At 72.8% G+C, this 18,540-nt stretch carries 15 protein-coding genes; 7 read left to right on the top strand and 8 right to left on the bottom strand.

From position 1 onward, the window contains the following. The 3 genes from GXB85_RS12175 to GXB85_RS12165 all read left to right on the top strand — a co-directional run. Nucleotides 1-439: hypothetical protein (locus tag GXB85_RS12175; RefSeq protein ID WP_202627911.1), on the top strand; the 439-nt coding region annotated here is incomplete at its 5' end. A 94-nt stretch (nucleotides 440-533) separates the two neighbouring features. After that, on the top strand, nucleotides 534-1,163 hold the full coding sequence (eda, locus tag GXB85_RS12170) for a bifunctional 4-hydroxy-2-oxoglutarate aldolase/2-dehydro-3-deoxy-phosphogluconate aldolase (RefSeq protein WP_161917915.1): 630 nt from the start codon (nucleotides 534-536) through the stop codon (nucleotides 1,161-1,163). Nucleotides 1,164-1,270: 107 nt separating this feature from the next. Beyond that, nucleotides 1,271-2,371, top strand: a complete 1,101-nt coding sequence (locus tag GXB85_RS12165) for a sugar kinase (protein ID WP_161917914.1) — start codon at nucleotides 1,271-1,273, stop codon at nucleotides 2,369-2,371. A gap of 6 nt (nucleotides 2,372-2,377) precedes the next feature. Here the strand turns inward: GXB85_RS12165 and manD are convergent, their stop codons facing one another. Beyond that, nucleotides 2,378-3,604: a D-mannonate dehydratase ManD gene (gene manD / locus GXB85_RS12160; RefSeq protein ID WP_161917913.1), complete on the bottom strand. Its 1,227-nt coding sequence runs from the start codon at nucleotides 3,602-3,604 to the stop codon at nucleotides 2,378-2,380. 160 nt (nucleotides 3,605-3,764) lie between these two features. On the opposite strand from manD, the gene GXB85_RS12155 reads away from it, so the two are divergent. Genes GXB85_RS12155 through GXB85_RS12145 form a run of 3 tightly spaced genes read left to right on the top strand, consistent with a single transcriptional unit; the run spans nucleotide 3,765 to nucleotide 6,378 of the window. Next, nucleotides 3,765-4,748 carry a LacI family DNA-binding transcriptional regulator gene (locus GXB85_RS12155; RefSeq protein ID WP_161917912.1) on the top strand — a complete coding sequence of 328 codons (984 nt, stop codon included), beginning with the start codon at nucleotides 3,765-3,767 and terminating at the stop codon, nucleotides 4,746-4,748. Next, nucleotides 4,745-5,584 carry an alpha/beta fold hydrolase gene (locus tag GXB85_RS12150; RefSeq protein ID WP_161917911.1) on the top strand — a complete coding sequence of 280 codons (840 nt, stop codon included), beginning with the start codon at nucleotides 4,745-4,747 and terminating at the stop codon, nucleotides 5,582-5,584. Before GXB85_RS12155 ends, GXB85_RS12150 begins: the two co-directional genes overlap by 4 nt. Continuing rightward, entirely contained in the window at nucleotides 5,581-6,378 is a 798-nt protein-coding gene (locus GXB85_RS12145; RefSeq protein WP_161917910.1) for a hypothetical protein, read from the top strand. Before GXB85_RS12150 ends, GXB85_RS12145 begins: the two co-directional genes overlap by 4 nt. A 10-nt stretch (nucleotides 6,379-6,388) precedes the next feature. On the opposite strand, the gene recQ is transcribed toward GXB85_RS12145, so the two are convergent. The 7 genes from recQ to GXB85_RS12110 all read right to left on the bottom strand — a co-directional run bounded on the left by recQ (nucleotide 6,389) and on the right by GXB85_RS12110 (nucleotide 17,160). Next, nucleotides 6,389-8,494, bottom strand: coding sequence for a DNA helicase RecQ (gene recQ, locus GXB85_RS12140; protein ID WP_370524207.1), 2,106 nt, complete (start codon nucleotides 8,492-8,494; stop codon nucleotides 6,389-6,391). Between the two features lie 240 nt (nucleotides 8,495-8,734). Beyond that, nucleotides 8,735-9,856: a beta-ketoacyl synthase N-terminal-like domain-containing protein gene (locus tag GXB85_RS12135; protein ID WP_161917909.1), complete on the bottom strand. Its 1,122-nt coding sequence runs from the start codon at nucleotides 9,854-9,856 to the stop codon at nucleotides 8,735-8,737. Continuing rightward, a complete protein-coding gene (locus GXB85_RS18290; protein ID WP_237728223.1) occupies nucleotides 9,853-10,209 on the bottom strand; it encodes a hypothetical protein in 357 nt (118 codons plus the stop codon). The genes GXB85_RS12135 and GXB85_RS18290 overlap by 4 nt, the downstream gene beginning before the upstream one ends. Nucleotides 10,210-10,478: 269 nt before the next feature. Beyond that, nucleotides 10,479-12,809, bottom strand: coding sequence for an MFS transporter (locus tag GXB85_RS12125; protein WP_161917907.1), 2,331 nt, complete (start codon nucleotides 12,807-12,809; stop codon nucleotides 10,479-10,481). Between the two features lie 116 nt (nucleotides 12,810-12,925). After that, entirely contained in the window at nucleotides 12,926-14,443 is a 1,518-nt protein-coding gene (glpK, locus tag GXB85_RS12120) for a glycerol kinase GlpK (protein WP_161917906.1), read from the bottom strand. Between the two features lie 80 nt (nucleotides 14,444-14,523). Continuing rightward, nucleotides 14,524-15,228 carry an MIP/aquaporin family protein gene (locus GXB85_RS12115; RefSeq protein WP_370524206.1) on the bottom strand — a complete coding sequence of 235 codons (705 nt, stop codon included), beginning with the start codon at nucleotides 15,226-15,228 and terminating at the stop codon, nucleotides 14,524-14,526. 117 nt (nucleotides 15,229-15,345) lie between these two features. Next, nucleotides 15,346-17,160: a glycerol-3-phosphate dehydrogenase/oxidase gene (locus tag GXB85_RS12110; protein ID WP_161917905.1), complete on the bottom strand. Its 1,815-nt coding sequence runs from the start codon at nucleotides 17,158-17,160 to the stop codon at nucleotides 15,346-15,348. 209 nt (nucleotides 17,161-17,369) lie between these two features. Between GXB85_RS12110 and GXB85_RS12105 the strand changes: the two genes are divergently transcribed. Next, a complete protein-coding gene (locus GXB85_RS12105; RefSeq protein ID WP_161917904.1) occupies nucleotides 17,370-18,353 on the top strand; it encodes a sugar-binding transcriptional regulator in 984 nt (327 codons plus the stop codon). Nucleotides 18,354-18,540: the final 187 nt, after the last annotated feature.

Genomic DNA, 18,540 nt, shown 5'->3' with positions numbered 1-18,540 from the left:
AGATGTGTATAGAGGCAGCGCCACCGCCGCGGGCGCTGTCGCGGCGGCGTGGCTCGGCCCGGACCTGCCCGAGGAGCACGCGGCCGCCCTGGGCCGCGCCTGGAGCCGGACGGCCCTCGACGGCGCGCCGTCCGAGCCGCCCGGTGCACTGGCCGCGCCGCTCGAGCGGCTCGCCGAGGTGCGCTGGCCCGTGGGCGTGTGGGCGCGCGCCATGCACGCTGCGGCGTGGGCGGCGCACACCACGGGACGGCTGCGCGCCCAGCTGCTCGCGGTGGTCGACGCGACGGCGGACGCGCTCACGCGCGAACCCGACGCCGATCCGTTGCGGGTCCGCGCGGCCCTCCCCGCACTCCACGGCCTGGTGGTCGCCGAGCTGCTCGCGGACGTGCTCGAGGACGACGTGCTGGGCGAGCTGCGCCTGGGCGCCTCGGCCGCCTGAGCCGAGGGCCCGAGCGTCCTTGCCGGGGTGGCTGTGCCATGCGATCCTTGTTTCGCACAACGATATGTGCGTTCCGCCTAGCGAAACGAGTTCCATGGACGCCCTCGCCGCCCTCGCTGACGCCCGCCTGGTGCCCGTCGTCGTCCTCGACGACGCCGGCGACGCGGGCCCCCTTGCCGAGGCCCTCGTCACGGGCGGCCTCCCCGTGGCCGAGGTGACGTTCCGCACCGCGGCAGCGCCCGACGCGATCCGGCAGATCGCCGAGCGCGGCGACGTGCTCGTGGGCGCCGGGACGGTCCTCACCCCTGCGCAGGTCGACCAGGCCGTCGCGGCCGGTGCCTCGTACGTCGTCTCGCCGGGTCTCAGCCGCGCCGTCGTCGAGCGGTGCCAGGAGCACGGCGTCGTCGCCCTCCCGGGTGCCGTGACGGCCACCGAGATCCAGGCCGCGCTCGAGCTCGGGCTCTCGACGGTCAAGTTCTTCCCCGCCGGTACCTCGGGTGGTGCCGCCGCGATCTCCGCGCTCGCGGCCCCGTTCGGCGACGTGCGCTTCGTGCCGACGGGCGGGATCGGCGCGTCGAACGTCCGCGAGTACCTGGACGTCCCCGCGGTCGTCGCCGTCGGGGGCTCGTGGATGGTGCCCAAGGACCGCATCCGCGCGGGCGACTTCGCGGGCATCACGCGGCTCACCGCCGACGCCGTCGCCCTGACCCGCCCCGCCCCCTGACCTGCCCCACTCACCCCGCGAACGCCGAGGTTGGACTTACGGTCGCTTCCCAGCATGGGAAGCGACGGAGAGGCCGATCTCGGCGGGCCGAGACCGAGGAGACACCGATGTCCCTGACCATCCGTCCTGCTGACGAGTGCCGGTACGACGCCGTCTCGCTCGGCGAGGTGATGCTGCGGCTCGACCCGGGGGAGGGCCGCATCCGCACCGCGCGCTCGTTCCGTGCGTGGGAGGGTGGCGGCGAGTACAACGTGACCCGTGGCCTGCGCCGCGCGTTCGGACTGCGCGGCGCCGTCGTCACCGCGCTCGCCGACAACGAGGTGGGCCGCCTGGTCGAGGACTTCATCCTCACCGGCGGTCTCGACACCCGGTTCATCCAGTGGGTGCCGTTCGACGGGATCGGTCGCGAGGTGCGCAACGGCCTGAACTTCACCGAGCGCGGCTTCGGCGTGCGGGGTGCCGTCGGCGTCTCGGACCGCGGCCTCACCGCGGCCTCGCAGATGAAGCCGGGCGACGTCGACTGGGACCACCTGTTCGGTGACCTCGGGGTGCGCTGGCTGCACACGGGTGGTATCTTCGCGGCGCTCAGCGAGAGCACGGCCGAGGTGGTCGTCGAGGCCGTGACCGCGGCCCACCGGCACGGCACCGTCGTCTCCTACGACCTCAACTACCGGCCCAGCCTGTGGCGGTCGATCGGTGGCCAGGCGAAGGCCCAGGAGGTCAACAAGCGGATCGCCGAGCACGTCGACGTGATGATCGGCAACGAGGAGGACTTCACCGCGAGCCTCGGCTTCGAGGTCGAGGGTGTCGACGAGAACCTCTCCGACCTCGAGGCCGACAAGTTCGCCGCGATGATCGAGACCGCGGCCGCGGCCTATCCGAACTTCCAGGTCATCGGCACCACCATGCGCACCGTGCGCTCCGCGAGCGTCAACGACTGGGGTGCGCTCGCATGGTCACGGGAGACCGGCGTGGTGCAGGCGACCCACCGCGAGCGGCTCGAGATCCTCGACCGCGTGGGCGGCGGCGACTCGTTCGCCTCGGGTCTCATCTTCGGCCTGCTCGACGGCCAGCCCCTGCAGACCGCGGTCGAGTACGGCGCCGCGCACGGGGCGCTCGCGATGACCACCCCGGGCGACACGACCATGGCGACCAAGGCGGAGGTGCTCAAGCTCGCGGGCGGCGGCAGCGCCCGCGTCGACCGTTGACCTGCGTCACCAGTCGTGCAGGGTGCCGTCGCGCAGGCGGTTCACGGGCAGGTAGGCGGGGGTGTACTCGAAGCGCGTCGCGAGGTCGTCGTCGAGCTCGACCCCCAGGCCCGGCGTCTCTCCCGGGTCGAGCAGGCCGTCGCTGAAGGTGTAGCTGGTGCGGAAGACCTCGAGCGTGGTCGCGCTGTGCTGCATGTACTCCTGGATGCCGAAGTTCGGCAGCGCGACGTCCAGGTGCAGCGCCGCCGCCATGCCCACGGGTGAGATGTCCGTGGGCTGGTGGAAGCCCGAGCGGATCCCGTAGAGGCCGGCGAGGTCCATGAGCCGCCGCACGCCCGTGATCCCGCCGGTGTGCGCGGGGGACGAGCGCACGTAGTCGATGAGCTGCTCGGTGATGAGCGTGCGGTAGTCGTGGATCGACGTGAGCACCTCGCCGATCGCGAGGGGCACCGTGGTCTGCTGGCGCACGCGGCGCAGCAGCTCGGGGTTGTCCGCGGGCGTGCAGTCCTCGAGCCAGAAGAGCCGGAAGGGCTCGAGGCTGCGGCCGAGCTGGGCGGCCTCGTTGGGGCTGAGCCGGTGGTGCGCGTCGTGCAGCAGCGGGAGCTCGGGGCCCAGCTCCTCGCGCAGGCGCTCGAACACGTGCGGGATGTGCCGCAGGTACGCCGCGGTGTCCCACTCCTCCTCGACCGGGCGCGCGGTGCGGCCGGCGGGCTCGTAGTCGTAGCGCTCGCCCGCGCGCTGGTCCGTGCCCACCCCGTAGACCTTGCCGAGCCCGGGCACTCCCGTCTGCACGCGGACCGCGCGGAAGCCGAGCTCGAGGTGGTTGCGGATCGAGGTGAGCAGCGCGTCGACCGTGCTGCCCGACGCGTGGCAGTAGGCCAGCGCGCCGCGCCGGCTGCGACCGCCGAGCAGCTGGTACACCGGCACCCCGGTGACCTTGCCCTTGATGTCCCACAGCGCCATGTCGACCGCGGCGACGGCCGTCATCGTGACAGGCCCGCGGCGCCAGTAGGCCCCGCGCGTGAGGTACTGCCAGGTGTCCTCGATCGCGTGTGCGTCCCGGCCCACGAGCAAGGGGGCGACGTGGTCGCGAAGGTACGACGCGACCGCGAGCTCGCGCCCGTTGAGGGTCGCGTCACCCAGCCCGACGACGCCGTCCGACGTCGTGACGCGCAGCGTGACAAAGTTGCGGCCCGGGCTCGTGACGAGCACCTCGGCCCTCTCGATCCTCATGGGTCCCCCTCGCGGCTCCGTCGCCGTCACGGCACCCGTGGTGCCTCGTGTCTGCAACGCTGAAGCCGATGCTGACAGTACTTGACGCGATACCGCAAACGCTCGCAGAGTAGGGTCACCGCGTCGGCGACCGTCGGCGCGACCGACGCCTGGAGGTCCCGTGCCCGCCGGAGCCCGCGAGGTGGCGCGCGTCGCCGGGGTCTCGCTCTCGACCGTCTCGCGCACGCTCGCGCGGCCCGACCAGGTGGCACCCGAGACCCGCGAGAAGGTGCTCGCCGCGGCACGCAGCCTCGGCTACCGGCCCAGCCCAGCGGCACGCGGCCTCACGACGGGTCGCACCCAGACCCTCGGCCTCGTGGTGCCCGACCTCGAGAACCCGTACTTCACCTCGGTGGTCAAGGGTGCCCAGCGCCGCGCGCTCAGCCTCGGCTACGCGCTGATCGTCGCCGACACCGACGAGGACTCGCGCCAGGAGGTCGAGCTCGTCCGCAGCATCGCGACCCGGGCCGACGGCGTGATCCTGTGCTCGCCCCGCACACCCGAGGAGGTGATCGTCGACCTCGCCGCCGACTGCACGATGGTGCTGGTCAACCGCCCCTGCGGGGACGTCCCGACGGTCACGATCGACAACCGCGACGGCGTGCGGCAGGCGCTGGACCACCTGCGCGCGCTGGGCCACCGGCGTATCGCCTACGTCGGCGGGCCGCGCGGCTCGTGGTCCGACGACGAGCGGCTCGCGGCGGTGCGGGACGCCGAGCACGAGAGCGACCTCGAGATGATCGAGCTCGGCTCGTTCCGGCCCTACGTCTCGGGCGGGGTCGCCGCGGCGGACCTGGTGCTCGCGAGCGGTGCGACCGCGGTGCTCACCTACAACGACCTGCTCGCGCTCGGCGTCCTCGACCGGCTGCGTCAGCGCGGCGTGGACGTGCCGGGACGCATGAGCGTGGTCGGCATCGACAACATCCCGGCCGCGGCGCTCACCACCCCGCCGCTCACGAGCGTCGAGGTGCCGCGGGCCGCGAGCGGCAGCGCGGGAGTGGACCTGCTGCTCCAGCGACTCGAGCCCGAACGACCGGTACCACCCGCGGAGGACCGTCTCGCGGTCCAGCTCGTGGTGCGCGGCTCGACGGGGACGGCGCCGTGAGCGGGCCGCTGGCGATGGGCCTCGTCGAGCACGTCGCGTGGACCGGGTACGGGCCGCTCGACGCGAGCGCGGTCCCGGTGCTGCTGGTGCACGGCGTCACGGACTCGGGGGAGTGCTGGCCGGGCGTGGTCGCCCACCTCACCGCAGCGCCCGTCCCGCGGGCGGTCGTCGCGATCGACGCGCGGGGCCACGGCCGCTCGGGCCTGCCCGACGAGCCGTTCACGATCGACGCCCTCGCGGCCGAGGCCGCCGCGGTGGTGCGCGAGGTGATCGGCCGGCCGGCCCTCGTCGTCGGGCACTCGATGGGCGGTCTCACCGCGCAGCGCCTCGCCGCGACGGCACCCGAGCTGGTCGCGGGGCTCGTGCTCGAGGACCCGGCGTGGGTGCGCGAGCGGCCGACGACGCCGACGGGCGCCCCGGCCTGGCTCGCGGGCGCGCTCGCCGAGTGGTCGGCCGTCCCGCTCGACGAGCTCGTGGCGCGCTCGCGGACCGCGCAGCCCGGGTGGCCCGACGAGGAGCACGAGCCCTGGGCGCGCTCGGCGCAGCAGGCCTCGCTGCGGCTGCTCGAGCTCGAGCACCGCTGGTTCCCGGAGGACGCGGAGACCTGGCCCGACGCGCTCGCACAGGTGCAGGTGCCAGTGACGCTGGTGACGGGTGACCCGGCGCGGGGCGCGATCGTCGATCCCGGCCAGGTGGCTCGGGCCGCCGAGGTGCTGGGCGAGGCCCCGCACGGCCGCCTCATCCACGTCCACGTCCCGTCAGCAGGTCACAACGTGCGCCGCGACGCCCCCGACGCGTTCCTCGCAACCCTCGACACCGCGTTGGCTGCGTCGTGACGCCGTCGTCGAAGGGCCGTCTCGCGGCCCTGACCTCCGGCGTCCTCATGGCGACGTCCGCGTGCGGTGGCACGCAACCCACCGAGCAGGGCACGAACGCCCACTTCGCGCTCACGAACGCACGTGCGGTCGTGGACCCTGGAGACTCGTACCCGGTGAATCTCATCTTCCTTGCCGAGGCGACGGACCCCATCTGGGACAGCGTCACAGGCGTGGGCCTTCCCGGTGGTCAGCAGGTCTCTGAGTCGCAGCTCTCGGTCGAGCGCAGCGATGCACACCTGGACGGGCTGCGGCTGGGCAACATTCGCTTCGAGCTGCCACCGGAGGATGATGCGGCCGAGTTCGCAGAGGTCGAGCTGTTCCTCGACGGCGTGGCCGCCCCTCAGGTCGTCGCCGTCGGCGACTGGGCAGTCATGTGGTCGCAGCTGCCGTCGGACGTGTCCCCGACGGGTGACTTCGCTCTCAGCGTCCCGCGGTGCGGCGCGATCGAAGGTGCGTTCCGCAACGAGTCCTCGAGCAGTCTCGAGGTCGTCGAGGTCGCCGTGGAGACTCCTGGCGTCAGCGTCACGCCCGCGACGCTCCCGTCGGGCGTGGTTCCCCCGGGTGCGACGGTCGAGGTGGATGCAGAGGTCGACTGCGACATGGAGCTCGCCGACTTCTACGTGCTCTCGCCGGCGGTCACGCTCGCTCGACCCGACGGGTCATCGGTGGCGGCGCATCTCGACCCGATAGCGGTCGGCCTCACGTCGATCGAGGAGGACACGCTCCGGCGGATCGCCACCCGGGACAGCTGACCGCTCGCGGTCAGGTGGGGTCGGCGTGGAGGGCCGCGAGGAGGCTCTCGCCGTAGCGGTCGAGCTTGGCCGCGCCGACGCCTGCGACCTCGCCGAGGCCCGCGAGGTCGGTCGGTTGCCGGGTCGCGACCTCGCGCAGCGTCGCGTCATGGAAGACGACGTAGGCGGGGACGCCCTGCTCCTTGGCGGTCGCGGCACGCCACGCGCGCAGCGCCTCGAACCTCGCGGCCGCGGCGTCGTCGAGGTCGACCACCGCGGCGGCGCGTCCGCCCCCGCGGCCCGAGCCCGAACGCCGCGACCCGCGCGCGGGGCGGGGGTCGCGGCGCAGTCGCACGTCACGCTCACCGCGCAGCACGGCCCCACCCGCCTCGGTCAGGTGGAGCGTCCCGTAGCCGTCGGTGTCCACCGCGAGCAGGCCCTGCGCGAGCACCTGACGCACGACGCCGCGCCACTCGCCGTCGGCCAGATCTGTCCCGATGCCGAACGTGCTGAGCTGGTCGTGACCGAGCTGGCTCACGCGCGGCGTGGCCTTCCCGAGCAGGATGTCCACCAGGTGGCCGGCGCCGTAGCGCTGCCCGCGCTGGTCGAGCCGCACCACCGTCGAGAGCAGCTTCTGCGCCGCGACGGTGCCGTCCCACGACTCGGGCGGCGTGAGGCACGTGTCGCAGTTCCCGCACGGCTCGCACGTCTGCCCGAAGTACGCGAGCAGCTGGACCCGGCGGCACGTGACCGTCTCGCACAGCGCGAGCATCGCGTCGAGGTGCGCCGAGAGCCGGCGGCGGTGCGCGGCGTCCCCCTCGGACGAGTCGATCATCCGGCGCTGCTGGACGACGTCCTGCAGCCCGTACGCGAGCCACGCCGTCGACGGCAGGCCGTCACGCCCCGCGCGGCCCGTCTCCTGGTAGTACCCCTCGACGGACTTGGGCAGGTCGAGGTGCGCGACGAACCGCACGTCGGGCTTGTCGATCCCCATGCCGAACGCGATGGTCGCGACCATCACCAGGCCTTCCTCGCGCAGGAAGCGCGCCTGGTTCGCGGCGCGGACCCGGCGGTCGAGGCCCGCGTGGTACGGCAGCGCCTCGATGCCCTGCGACGTGAGGAAGGCCGCGGTCGACTCGACCGAGGCGCGCGACAGGCAGTAGACGATCCCCGCGTCACCGGCGTGCTCGGTGCGTAGCAGCTCGAGCAGCTGGGCCCGCGGGTTGTCCTTGGGCACGATCCGGTACTGGATGTTGGGCCGGTCGAAGCTCGCGACGAAGTGTCGGGCGCCCTGGCCCTCGGTGAGCTGGAGCCGCTCGCCGATCTCGCGGTGCGTGGCCTCGGTGGCGGTGGCCGTGAGCGCGATGCGCGGGACGGTGGGCCAGCGCTCGTGCAGCAGCGAGAGCTGCAGGTAGTCGGGGCGGAAGTCGTGCCCCCACTGCGAGACGCAGTGCGCCTCGTCGATCGCGAACAGCGCGATCGTGCCGCGGTCGAGCAGCTCGAGGGTCGCGGGCACGCGCAGCCGCTCAGGTGCGAGGTAGAGCAGGTCGAGCTCACCCGCGAGGAACGCCTGCTCGACCTCGCGCCGCGCGGCGCCGTCCTGCGTGGAGTTCAGGAACCCCGCGCGCACGCCCAGCGCCGAGAGCGCGTCGACCTGGTCCTGCATGAGGGCGATGAGCGGTGAGACGACCACGCCCGTGCCCTCGCGCACGAGGGCGGGGACCTGGTAGCACAGGGACTTGCCCGAGCCCGTCGGCATGAGGACGAGCGCGTCCCCGCCGGCGGTGACCTGGTCGATGATCTGCGCCTGGTCACCGCGGAAGTCGGGGTAGCCCCACACGGTGCGCAGCACGTCGAGGGGCGCCGTACCGGGCGCCACCGGAGCGGGTGCCCCAGCAGGCTGTGCCGCCGTGCCTGCGCTGCCATGCTGTACCGCCGTGCCTGCGCCGGCAGGCCTGGCGGCCGCGGTCGAGTCGGACGACGACGGCGTCGCGCGGCGGGCCGGAACGTCAGCCTCAGCCGCGGGCGGCACGTCGTCGTACTCCGGGTCGTACGGCGGCTCGTCGGGGAGCGGGGCCCAGCCGTCGTCGAGGGCACCCGGGCTGTGGGCGTCGAGAGGTCGGGGGGTGCGCGTCACGCGACCACCCTACGAGCCCCGAGGGCCCCCGACGGAGCGGGTGTGGACGCCGCTCAGAGGTGGTCGCGCCACGAGTGCGCGGGCTCGTACCCGAGCAGCGCTCGAGCGCCGTCGATCGCCAGGAGGGTCTCGTGCTCACCGAGGTCCCGGCGCAGCTCGACGTGGGGAACGTCGCCCTGTTCCGAATGGCGGGCCGGTACAGATGCGATCGTGATGGTCGCGGTAAAGCCTGCCCCGCGGTCAACGCTGGTCGCACGGACCGACGTCCCGCAGGACCACGCTCGCGTTGTTCCCGCCGAAGCCGAAGGCGTTGACCATGGCGGTCCGCACGCCCCCCTCGGGCTGGTACGGAGTCGTCGGGAAGAGCACGTGCGGGATGTCCAGCGGGCGCTCGAGGTTCGCCGTCGCGGGCAGGACCCCAGTCTGCAGGGCAACCGTCGCCGACACGATGCCGGGGAATCCGGAGGTGTGCAGCAGGTGCCCGAGTGCCCCTTTGTGCGAGGAGACCGGGACCGGCGGGCTCCCGAGCCGCGCGACCAGCGCTGAGACCGCGCGGGCCTCTGCCTCGTCGCCCTGCGGCGTCCCGGTCGCGTGCGCGTGCACGTAGTCGAGCCTGTCCACCGCGGCGAGGCTCATCGCCTCGGTCATGCACCTGCGCACCACGTCGTCGTCGGAGGCTGCCGCCGAGCGGCCCTCGATGCCGGCGACGACCGCTGCCACCTCGATGTCCGCGGTCCTTCCGCGTGCCTCGGCGTCGTCCCGACGCTCGAGGAGCAGGGCCCCTGCGCCCTCGCCGATCGTGATGCCATCGCGGCGTTGGTCGAACGGCCGGGGTGGGTGCGAGCCCACGGCCCGCACCACCTCCAGGCTCTGGGTCGAGTAGACGTTGCAGGTCGAGACCCCGGCGACGAGGACCGCGGGCGCCTCACCGTCGGCCAGCAGCCGGACTGCGAGGTCGACGGCGAACAGCACCGAAGCGCACGCATGCGACAGTACGAGCGGCGCCTCCCACTCGAGCTGTGACGAGCGGACGGTCCTCGGGGTGTAGAGGGGGGTCGTGCGCGGGTCGTCCTGAGGTTGCTCGGACTGGCCCACCAGGATCAGTTCCGGAACCCCGTCGTGGGGTCCCCAACCTGACTCTCGCAGTGCCTCGTCGACGGCCAGCCCCAGCCACTCGTCGGACGTGGCGCCGATGCGGGCGGGATCGATCGGGTCCGTACCGTTCACGACGGGGCCCGGCGCCGTTCCTGACCCACCTGCGGTCGTGGTGCCGCGCACGTACGCGTCGACACCGAGGCCGTAGGCAGTCACCAGACCACGACCGGTGAGCGCCACCGTGACTCGCTGGGCGGTGTCTGTCATGCCAGACCTCCGGGCAGGTCCGTGGGCTCGCCGCTGACCGAGCAGCTCACCAGGACGTCGGCCTCACGCGGATCCACGCTCCCGCACCACACCTCGAGTCGCATGACCATGAGGTGTCCGGTGGCGGGAGCCAGGCGCGCGACCGTCCGCTCGTCGTACGCCGAGGCGATGACAAGTGCGCCCCGCGGACCACCGGCGCCCAGCTCGGCAATCGCCCCCCGGATCGGCTCGGACGTCTCCATGTCCGTCGAGATCCGTGGGTTGAGGCGCGCACCCGGGTCGTCCACGCGGTCGATGAGGCCACGTGTCTGCAGGGCGGCGTAGCGAGCCGCGAAGACGAGGAGCAGTTCCACCGACCCCAGCTCGCAGCCGTGCTCGGAGCGGAGCGCCTCGAACGCCCGTACCACGCACGTCTGGGTGATGCGCCGGCCCGCTGCCTCGACGCTCTCGACCCGTGCGGGAGTCCCGTCGAACCGGCCAGGGCCTCCCTGCTCGCCGACCGCTCGTCGGACGCGGTCGTTCACACGCGACGCGACGTGCGGGCCCGGTCCTGCGACCACCCACCGGTGCTGGACCTCACCCGGACGACCCAGGGCGGCCGGGGGTCGCGTCGCTGCACCCGTCACGACGTGACCGGCCCGGACCCGGCCCTGGACGGAGTCGGCCCCGCCGGTCGGTCGGCGACCGAGAGCCGACCGAGGGCCCACGGCCCCAGCGCTCCTCCCGCCAGGATGAGCGCTGCAGCGACGAGGCACCCGATCTGCCAGGACCCGACGTCGTAGATCACACCGGCCGCGGCCGCGCCCACAGCCGCACCGGTCAGCCCGGCGGACTCATAGACCCCCAAGGCCCGGCCCGTCATCCCCGGTGAGAGCTCGGTGACCACGGCCTGCTCGACGGGAACGATGACGGCCCATGCCACACCCGAGAACAGCCAGAGAGCGGCGATGACCCACGGGCCACCGGCGAAGGCGAGCCCCACGGCGAACACGGCGCTGAGCACCGAGGCCCCGACCATGGCCCGCCGCCGCCCGATCGAGAGCACGACACGGTGCATCGGTTCAGGCATGACCGCCATAGCGATCGCGCCGGGGAGGAAGACGTAGGCGATCGGGATGACGCCGAGGTCGAAGTGGCGCTGCAGATGCAGGAGAAGGAGCATGCCGACGGCGGTCTCAGCCATTGCGGTGACCACGACGGCCAACAGGATGGGCGACAGCCGCCGGACCGACGCGACAGCGGGTGCCGTTCCCTCGTGACCCGCAGCTCCCGAGGGACCCGGACCGCTGGTCGTCGAGGCTCTCGGCGCACCCCACAGGACGGCGGCGCCGACGAGGCATGAGGCCGCGCACAGCGCGAAGACCCCTTCGAAGTCGACGAACCCGAGGACCGACAGCCCGACGACGAAGGCCACCCAGGCGCCGGTCTCCTCCGCTGCCATGAGTCGTGGGAACACGGCGCTGTCGACACCGAGCCGCTCGCTGACGATGGAACGGAGCGCGACCCACAGCAACGACCCTCCGACTCCGCCGACTCCGGCAGCGGCGAAGGCGATCCACGAGCTCCCGGTCAGGCTCGCTGCGGCGTACCCCACGCACGAGAGCGCGTACGCGCACGCCCCGATCGCGGCGACGCTCCGACGCTCGGTCCGGTCGCAGAGCCGTCCGGCGACGGGCCGGACGACGATCGAGACGACGAGCTCGAGTGCGACGAGCAGGCCCACCCTGGTCGCGTCCAGGCCCAGGGCGACGCCGGCCCACAGCGGGATGAGGAAGTCCAGGAGATCTCCTGGGCCCCGAGTGAACGAGGCCGCGCGCAGGGCGTGCCGTTCTCGCGGGCCGCCGAGCTCGGTCTCGGTCATGGTGTGCTCCCCCCCTGCAGCGACATGCCCGGCCGCGTCCCAGCGCCGTGCCGGCTCTGTGCCCGCTGCCGTCCCGGTCCCCCGGCGTGCGTCGTACCGCGCCCGGCGTGCCCTCTCGGTGAGCAGGGCGCGATCCATCTTGCCGTTCGGCAGCAGGGGGAACGACTCGACCACCAGGATGCGGTCGGGCACCTCGTGCGCGGCGAGGAGCTCCCGAAGCCGGGCCTTCCACGTCCCGGCCGGGGCGGTGCACGGGTCCTGAACCACCCCGGTCAGGTGTGCCCCCATCCGCTCGTCCGGCAGTGCGACGACCACGAGCGGGATGCCTCCGAGCTCGGCGGTGCGCTCGATGCTCGCGGGGTACAGCGTCATCCCGCCGCGGTGGACGGCCTGCGCACGGCCCACGACCCGAAGGCGACCGGAGGCGTCGATGCTGCCGAGGTCGCCCGTGACGAACCACCCGGCCGCGTCGGGGATCCGGCTCCCGGAAGTGAGGTAGCGGTCGAAGGCATATCGCGAGCGGATGACCACGTCCCCGGTCACTCCTGCGGGCGCTTCGACGCCGGTGGGAGACACGATGCGCACCTCGACACCCGGCAACGGCCGGCCCAGGTCACGACTGTCGGCTAAGGCGGCGAGCGCGACGTTCCCGAGCTCGGTCGAGCCGTACCCGTCGAGCAGAGGTCGGCCGGTCGCCCTGGCGAAGCCCTCGGCCAGGCTCGATGGCAGAGGCGCTCCGCCCACGCACCACATCCGTACGTCCGGGCCCACTGCCTCGACGCCGTCACTGCGCAGGGCGGTGAGGATCTCGGCCATCACCGGTGGGGTCGCGTCGCCCACCGTCGGACGTCGATCGTGCATCTGGCGGAGCGTCTGCACCGGTCGTCGGTGATTGCCGACCAGCAGCTCGCATCCCACGAGCCACCATGCCAGGACGAGCGACATGCCGTACTGGTGCGTCATGGGCAGGAGGGGGAGCAGTCGGTCGGACGACGTGTAGCCCATGGCCGAGGCAGTGAGGGTGTTGCCCAGGACGGCTGCCCCTGTCTTGACCACCCCGGTGGGTGTCCCGGAGGAACCCGACGTCCACATCACCAGGGCGTCGCGTCGCCGCTGCCAGTGTCAGCCGTCGCTCGGCGACCTTGTGCGCGTGCGAGACGAACGGGGGGAGTGCCTTGCGGCACTCCCCCCGTCCGTCGACGACGACGTCAGTCGACGTCCTCGTCGACCCAGTCGAAGGTCTTGGTGACGGCCTTCTTCCAGTTGCGGTACAGGCGCTCGCGGTCGCCCTCGTCCATCGACGGCTCCCAGCGCTTGTCCTCGTCCCAGTTGTCGATGACGTCCTGCTCACCGGACCAGAAGCCGACGGCGATCCCCGCGGCGTACGCGGCGCCCAGGGCCGTGGTCTCGGCGACCTTCGGCCGCACCACCGGTACGCCGAGGATGTCGGCCTGGAACTGCATGAGCGTCTCGTTGGCGATCATGCCGCCGTCCACCTTGAGCTCGGTGAGGTCGACGCCCGAGTCGGCGTTCATCGCGTCGAGCACCTCGCGCGTCTGGAACGCCGTGGCCTCGAGCGCGGCCCGCGCGATGTGGCCCTTGTTGACGTACCGCGTGAGCCCGACGAGCGCGCCGCGAGCGTCGGAGCGCCAGTGCGGGGCGAACAGCCCGCTGAACGCCGGGACGAAGTACGCCCCGCCGTTGTCGTCGACCGTGGCCGCGAGCTTCTCGCTCTCCTCGGCGCTCGAGATGATGCCGAGGTTGTCGCGCAGCCACTGGATCAGCGAGCCGGTGACGGCGATCGAGCCCTCGAGCGCGTACACCTGCGGCTGGTCGCCGATCTTGTAGCAGACGGTGGTGAGCAGGCCGTTCTTCGACTGGATGGGCTCGGTGCCGGTGTTGAGCAGCATGAAGTTGCCCGTGCCGTAGGTGTTCTTGGCCGTGCCCACCTCGAAGCAGGCCTGGCCGAACGTCGCGGCCTGCTGGTCGCCGAGGATCCCCGCGATCGGCACGCCCGGCACCATCCCGCCCTTGCGGCCCTCGCCGTACACCTCGGACGACGAGCGGATCTCGGGGAGCATCGACATCGGGATGCCCATCTCGCCCGCGATCTCCTCGTCCCACTCCAGGGTGCGCACGTCCATGAGCATGGTCCGGGACGCGTTGGTGACGTCGGTGACGTGCACGCCGCCGTTGGTGCCGCCCGTCATGTTCCACAGCACCCAGGCGTCGGTGTTGCCGAACATCAGGTCGCCGGCCTCGGCCTTCTCGCGTGCGCCCTCGACGTTGTCGAGGATCCAGCGCACCTTGGGCCCCGAGAAGTACGTCGCGAGCGGCAGGCCCACCTTCTCCTTGTACCGGTCGGCACCGCCGCCGAGGGCCGCGAGCTCGTCGCAGATCTTCTGCGTGCGGGTGTCCTGCCACACGATGGCGTTGTAGACGGGCTTGCCCGTGGTGCGGTCCCACACGACGGCGGTCTCACGCTGGTTGGTGATGCCGACGGCGGCGACGTCGTCCTTGGTGAGGTTCGCGCGGGTGAGCGCGAGGCCCACGACCTCACGCACGTTGACCCAGATCTCCTCGGGGTCGTGCTCGACCCACCCCGCCTTGGGGAAGATCTGCTCGTGCTCCTTCTGCCCCGTCGCGACGATCGACCCGGAGTGGTCGAAGATGATCGCGCGCGAGCTCGTGGTGCCCTGGTCGATGGCGAGGATGTAGTCGGCCATGTCATTCCTTCGTTCGGTGTGGGTCAGGGGGGACTGCGTGGGGGAGGGCCGCGGGCCCGACGACGCGCGGCCGGCCGGTGTCAGCCGACGGCGGCCGCCATGAGGCCGGCGAGGACGCCGCCGATGATCGGGCCGACGACAGGCACCCAGGCGTAGCCCCAGTCGCTCGACCCCTTGCCGCGGATGGGCAGGACGGCGTGTGCGATGCGGGGGCCGAGGTCACGTGCCGGGTTGATGGCGTAGCCCGTGGGGCCACCGAGGCTCGCGCCGATGCCGACGACGAGCAGGGCGACGGCGAGCGGGCCGAGCTCGTGCGGGGTGTTGCCGAACTGGATGACCACGTAGACCAGCACGAAGGTGCCGATGATCTCGGTCACGAGGTTCCAGCCGTACGAGCGGATCGCGGGGCCCGTCGAGAACACCGCGAGCTTGAGCGCCGGGTCGGCCTCCTCGTCGAAGTGCGGCTTGTAGGCCAGGAAGGCCAGCACCGCGCCGAGGAAGGCACCGACCATCTGCCCCAGCAGGTAGATGAGCGTCGACGCGAACGTGACCGGCACCGCCTGGTTGCCGTCGTAGAACTCGGCACCGTTGGCGAGCAGGCCGAACGTGACCGCGGGGTTGATGTGGGCGCCGGACTTCCACGCGGCGAACACGCCGGCGAAGACCGCGAGGCCCCACCCGAAGTTGATCAGCAGCCAGCCGCCGTCGAACCCCTTGCTCTTGGGCAGGAGCACGTTGGCGACCACACCGGCACCGAGCAGCAGCAGCAGGCCGGTCCCGATCACCTCCGAGAGGAAGACCCTGCCAGGGACAGTTCCATGAGTTCCTCGATTCCGTCGGACTTCGTTGTCGTGGAGCCGTGAGGTCAGGAGCCGGCGGCCGCCGGCGGTCGGGGTGTGCGGTCAGGTGCCGGCCGGGCCCGCGGCGCCGCGCGAGTCCTCCGGCGAGCCGGGCTTGTGGCCGCCCTGGGCGTCCGCGCCGAGGGGCACGAGCGGTGCCGGGTCGGGGACGCGCTCGCGCACGGCCTGCGCCGTGGCGTCGTCGGGCTCGAGCGCCGCGGCCTCCTCGGCCTCGCAGCGCTCGCGGTACCACGTGACCTCCTGGCTGCGGCGCTCGGCGTCCCAGCCGAGCACGGGCGCGATGAGGTCGACGATCTCGTCGACCGCGCTCAGCCCGCGGTCGGCCTGCTCGTACGTGAGGCGCGTGCGGTGGAGCATCACGTCCTCGAGGTGGAGCACGCCCTCGTGCGTCGCCGCGTACACGATCTCGGCCCGCAGGTAGGCGGGTGCGTGCTCGAGCGGTCGGGCGAGCGAGGGGTCCTCCTCGGCGAGTGCGACGAGGTCGGCCACCATCGCGCCGTAGCGGTGGAGCAGGTGGTCGACCATCGCGCGGGTCCACCCGAAGCGGGTCGCGAGGCGGCGCGACTGCCGCTGGAGCACCGCGTGCCCCTCGGCACCCACGAGCGGGATGCGGTCGGTGATCGAGGGGAGCGTCTTCGCGCGGTCGCCCAGGGCGAAGTCGACGGCGTCGACGGCCATCACCCGGTAGGTGGTGAGCTTGCCGCCCGCGACCACGGTGAGCCCCGGCGCGGGCGATGCGACGGTGTGCTCGCGCGAGACCTTGGCCGACGACGTGCCCTCCTTGGTGCCCGGCTGGAGCAGCGGCCGCAGGCCCGCCCACGTGCCGATGACGTCGTCCCGGGTGAGGGGGCGGGCCAGCACCTCGTTCGCGTGCTCGAGCACGTAGTCGATGTCGGCCGCGGTCGCGACGGGGTGCTGGAGCGACTCCTCCCACGGGGTGTCCGTGGTGCCGATGACCCAGTACCGCGACCACGGGATCACGAAGAGCACGCTCTTCTCGGTCTGCAGGATCAGGCCGACGTCGCCGCGGATCCGGTCGCGCGGGACGACCACGTGGATGCCCTTGGACGCGAGCACCCGCAGGCCGCCCTCGTCCTCGGCGAGCGCCTCGGTCTCCTCCGTCCACACCCCGGTCGCGTTGATCACCTGGTCGGCGCGGACGGTGATCCGCCGGCCGGTCTCGAGGTCCTGCACGACGGCGCCGTTGACGGCTCCGGTGCCGCGCTTGGTGAGCTCGACCACCTGCGTGCGGCTCGCGGTGTGCGCGCCGTAGGACGCGGCGGTGCGCACGAGGGTCGTCACCAGGCGCGCGTCGTCGACGCTCGCGTCCCAGTAGCGCACGGCGCCGACGGCGGCGTCGTGGCGCAGGTCCGGGAACATGCGTTCCATGCCGCTGCGCGTGAGGTGGCGGTGCCAGGGCATCGCGCGCTTGCCGGGCGCCATGCTCGCGAGCACGTCGTAGAGCGCGACGCCCGCGCCCACGTAGGCCCGCTCCCAGACGTTGTGGTGCAGCGGGTAGAGGAAGGACACCGGCCGCACCAGGTGGGGCGCGATGCGGCGCAGCAGCAGGTCGCGCTCGGTGAGCGCCTCGTGCACCAGGTGGAAGTCGAGCATCTGGAGGTAGCGCAGGCCGCCGTGGACGAGCTTGCTCGACCGGCTCGACGTGCCGCTCGCCCAGTCCTGCGCCTCGACGAGGCCCACGGTGAGCCCTCGGGTGACCGCGTCGAGCGCGACGCCGGCACCGGTGACCCCGCCGCCGATCACGAGGACGTCGAGCTCCTGGCCGTCCTCGGCCGACGCCGCGAGGGCGTCGAGGGCGCTGGTCCTGGCCTCGGGCGTCAGTGCCGACGTGCTCACGGTTCCTCCTCCGCGCACGGCACCCGCCGTGCTCGTCCCGCGCGGCCCAGGCGGCCCCGGGATCGAGGCGACCGTGACGGGTCGCGCGCCACGGTCCTATCTGGTCACACCCAGAACGAACGCGCAACGGGAGTGCACAAACGTGCAACACTCGGGGCCCGAGGTGCGTCGCGGCCGTCGTCGGCCGGGCCGAGGACGAGGAGGTCGCGATGGAGCGCGAGGACGTGCTGCGGGCCGCGTCGATGTACTACCTGCAGGACCTGACCATGGACGTCATCGCCCGGCACCTCGGTACGTCGAGGTCCACGGTGTCGCGGTTGATCAAGCGTGCACGCGAGACGGGCCTGGTCGAGATCTCGATCCGGCCTGCACGAACTCTCGCCCCGGGGCTCAGTCGCACGATCTCCCACGACCACGGCATCGAGGCCTACGTCGTCCCGGTGCCGGACTCGGCGACCGAGCTCCAGCGCCTCGAGCAGGTCGCGCTCACGACGGCGAAGCTCGTGGGCTCGTGGTTCGACTCCGAGATGGTGCTCGCGGTCGCCTGGGGCACCACCCTCGCCGCGATCGGGCGCAACCTCACGCCCAAGGTCACGCGGGGCAGCTCGGTGGTCCAGCTCAACGGCGCGGCGAACACGCGCACCAGCGGCGTCGAGTACGCGAGCGACCTCATCTCGGGCTTCGGGCACGCGTTCGACGCCGCGGTCCACCACTTCCCGGTGCCGGCGTTCTTCGACTACCCCGAGACCAAGGCGATGATGTGGCGCGAGCGCTCGGTGCGACGCGTGCTCGACGTCCAGCGCCGGGCCGACATCGCGCTGTTCAGCGTCGGCGCCGTGAGCGGAGGGGTGCCGAGCCACGTCTACTCGGCGGGCTACCTCGACGCCGAGGACGTCGCGCTGCTGCGTGACGAGGGCGTGGTGGGCGACGTGTGCACGGTGTTCCTCCGCGCCGACGGCAGCTACGCCGACGTCGCCCTGAACGCTCGCGCCACGGGCCCCACGCCCACCGAGCTGCGTCGCATCCCGCGTCGCGTGTGCGCCGTCGCGGGCGACAACAAGGTCGCACCCCTGCGTGCCGCGCTCGCGGCCGGCGCGGTGACGGACCTCGTGATCGACGAGATCACCGCGGCCGCGCTCGTGGACCTCCCGGCGACCATCGCGCGCCCCACGCCCGGCCGCGGCCCCCGGTAGCAGGCCGCCCGTCGGGCCCTCCGCGGTGGGTCCCCGCGGCATGCGTGGGCGCCGTGCTCTAGGTTGCTGGTTCGTGGACGAGCACATCCCGGCCGTCGAGCCCGACCCCTGGCGGGTCGACCGCGACCTGCCCCGGACCGACCACGACCTGCGCCGCACCGAGCACGACGGCGTGCTGCAGCGCTCG

The organism is Cellulomonas sp. APG4 (assembly GCF_009996735.1).
Lineage (GTDB): Bacteria > Actinomycetota > Actinomycetes > Actinomycetales > Cellulomonadaceae > Actinotalea.
This window is presented reverse-complemented; position numbering and strand designations above follow the sequence as displayed.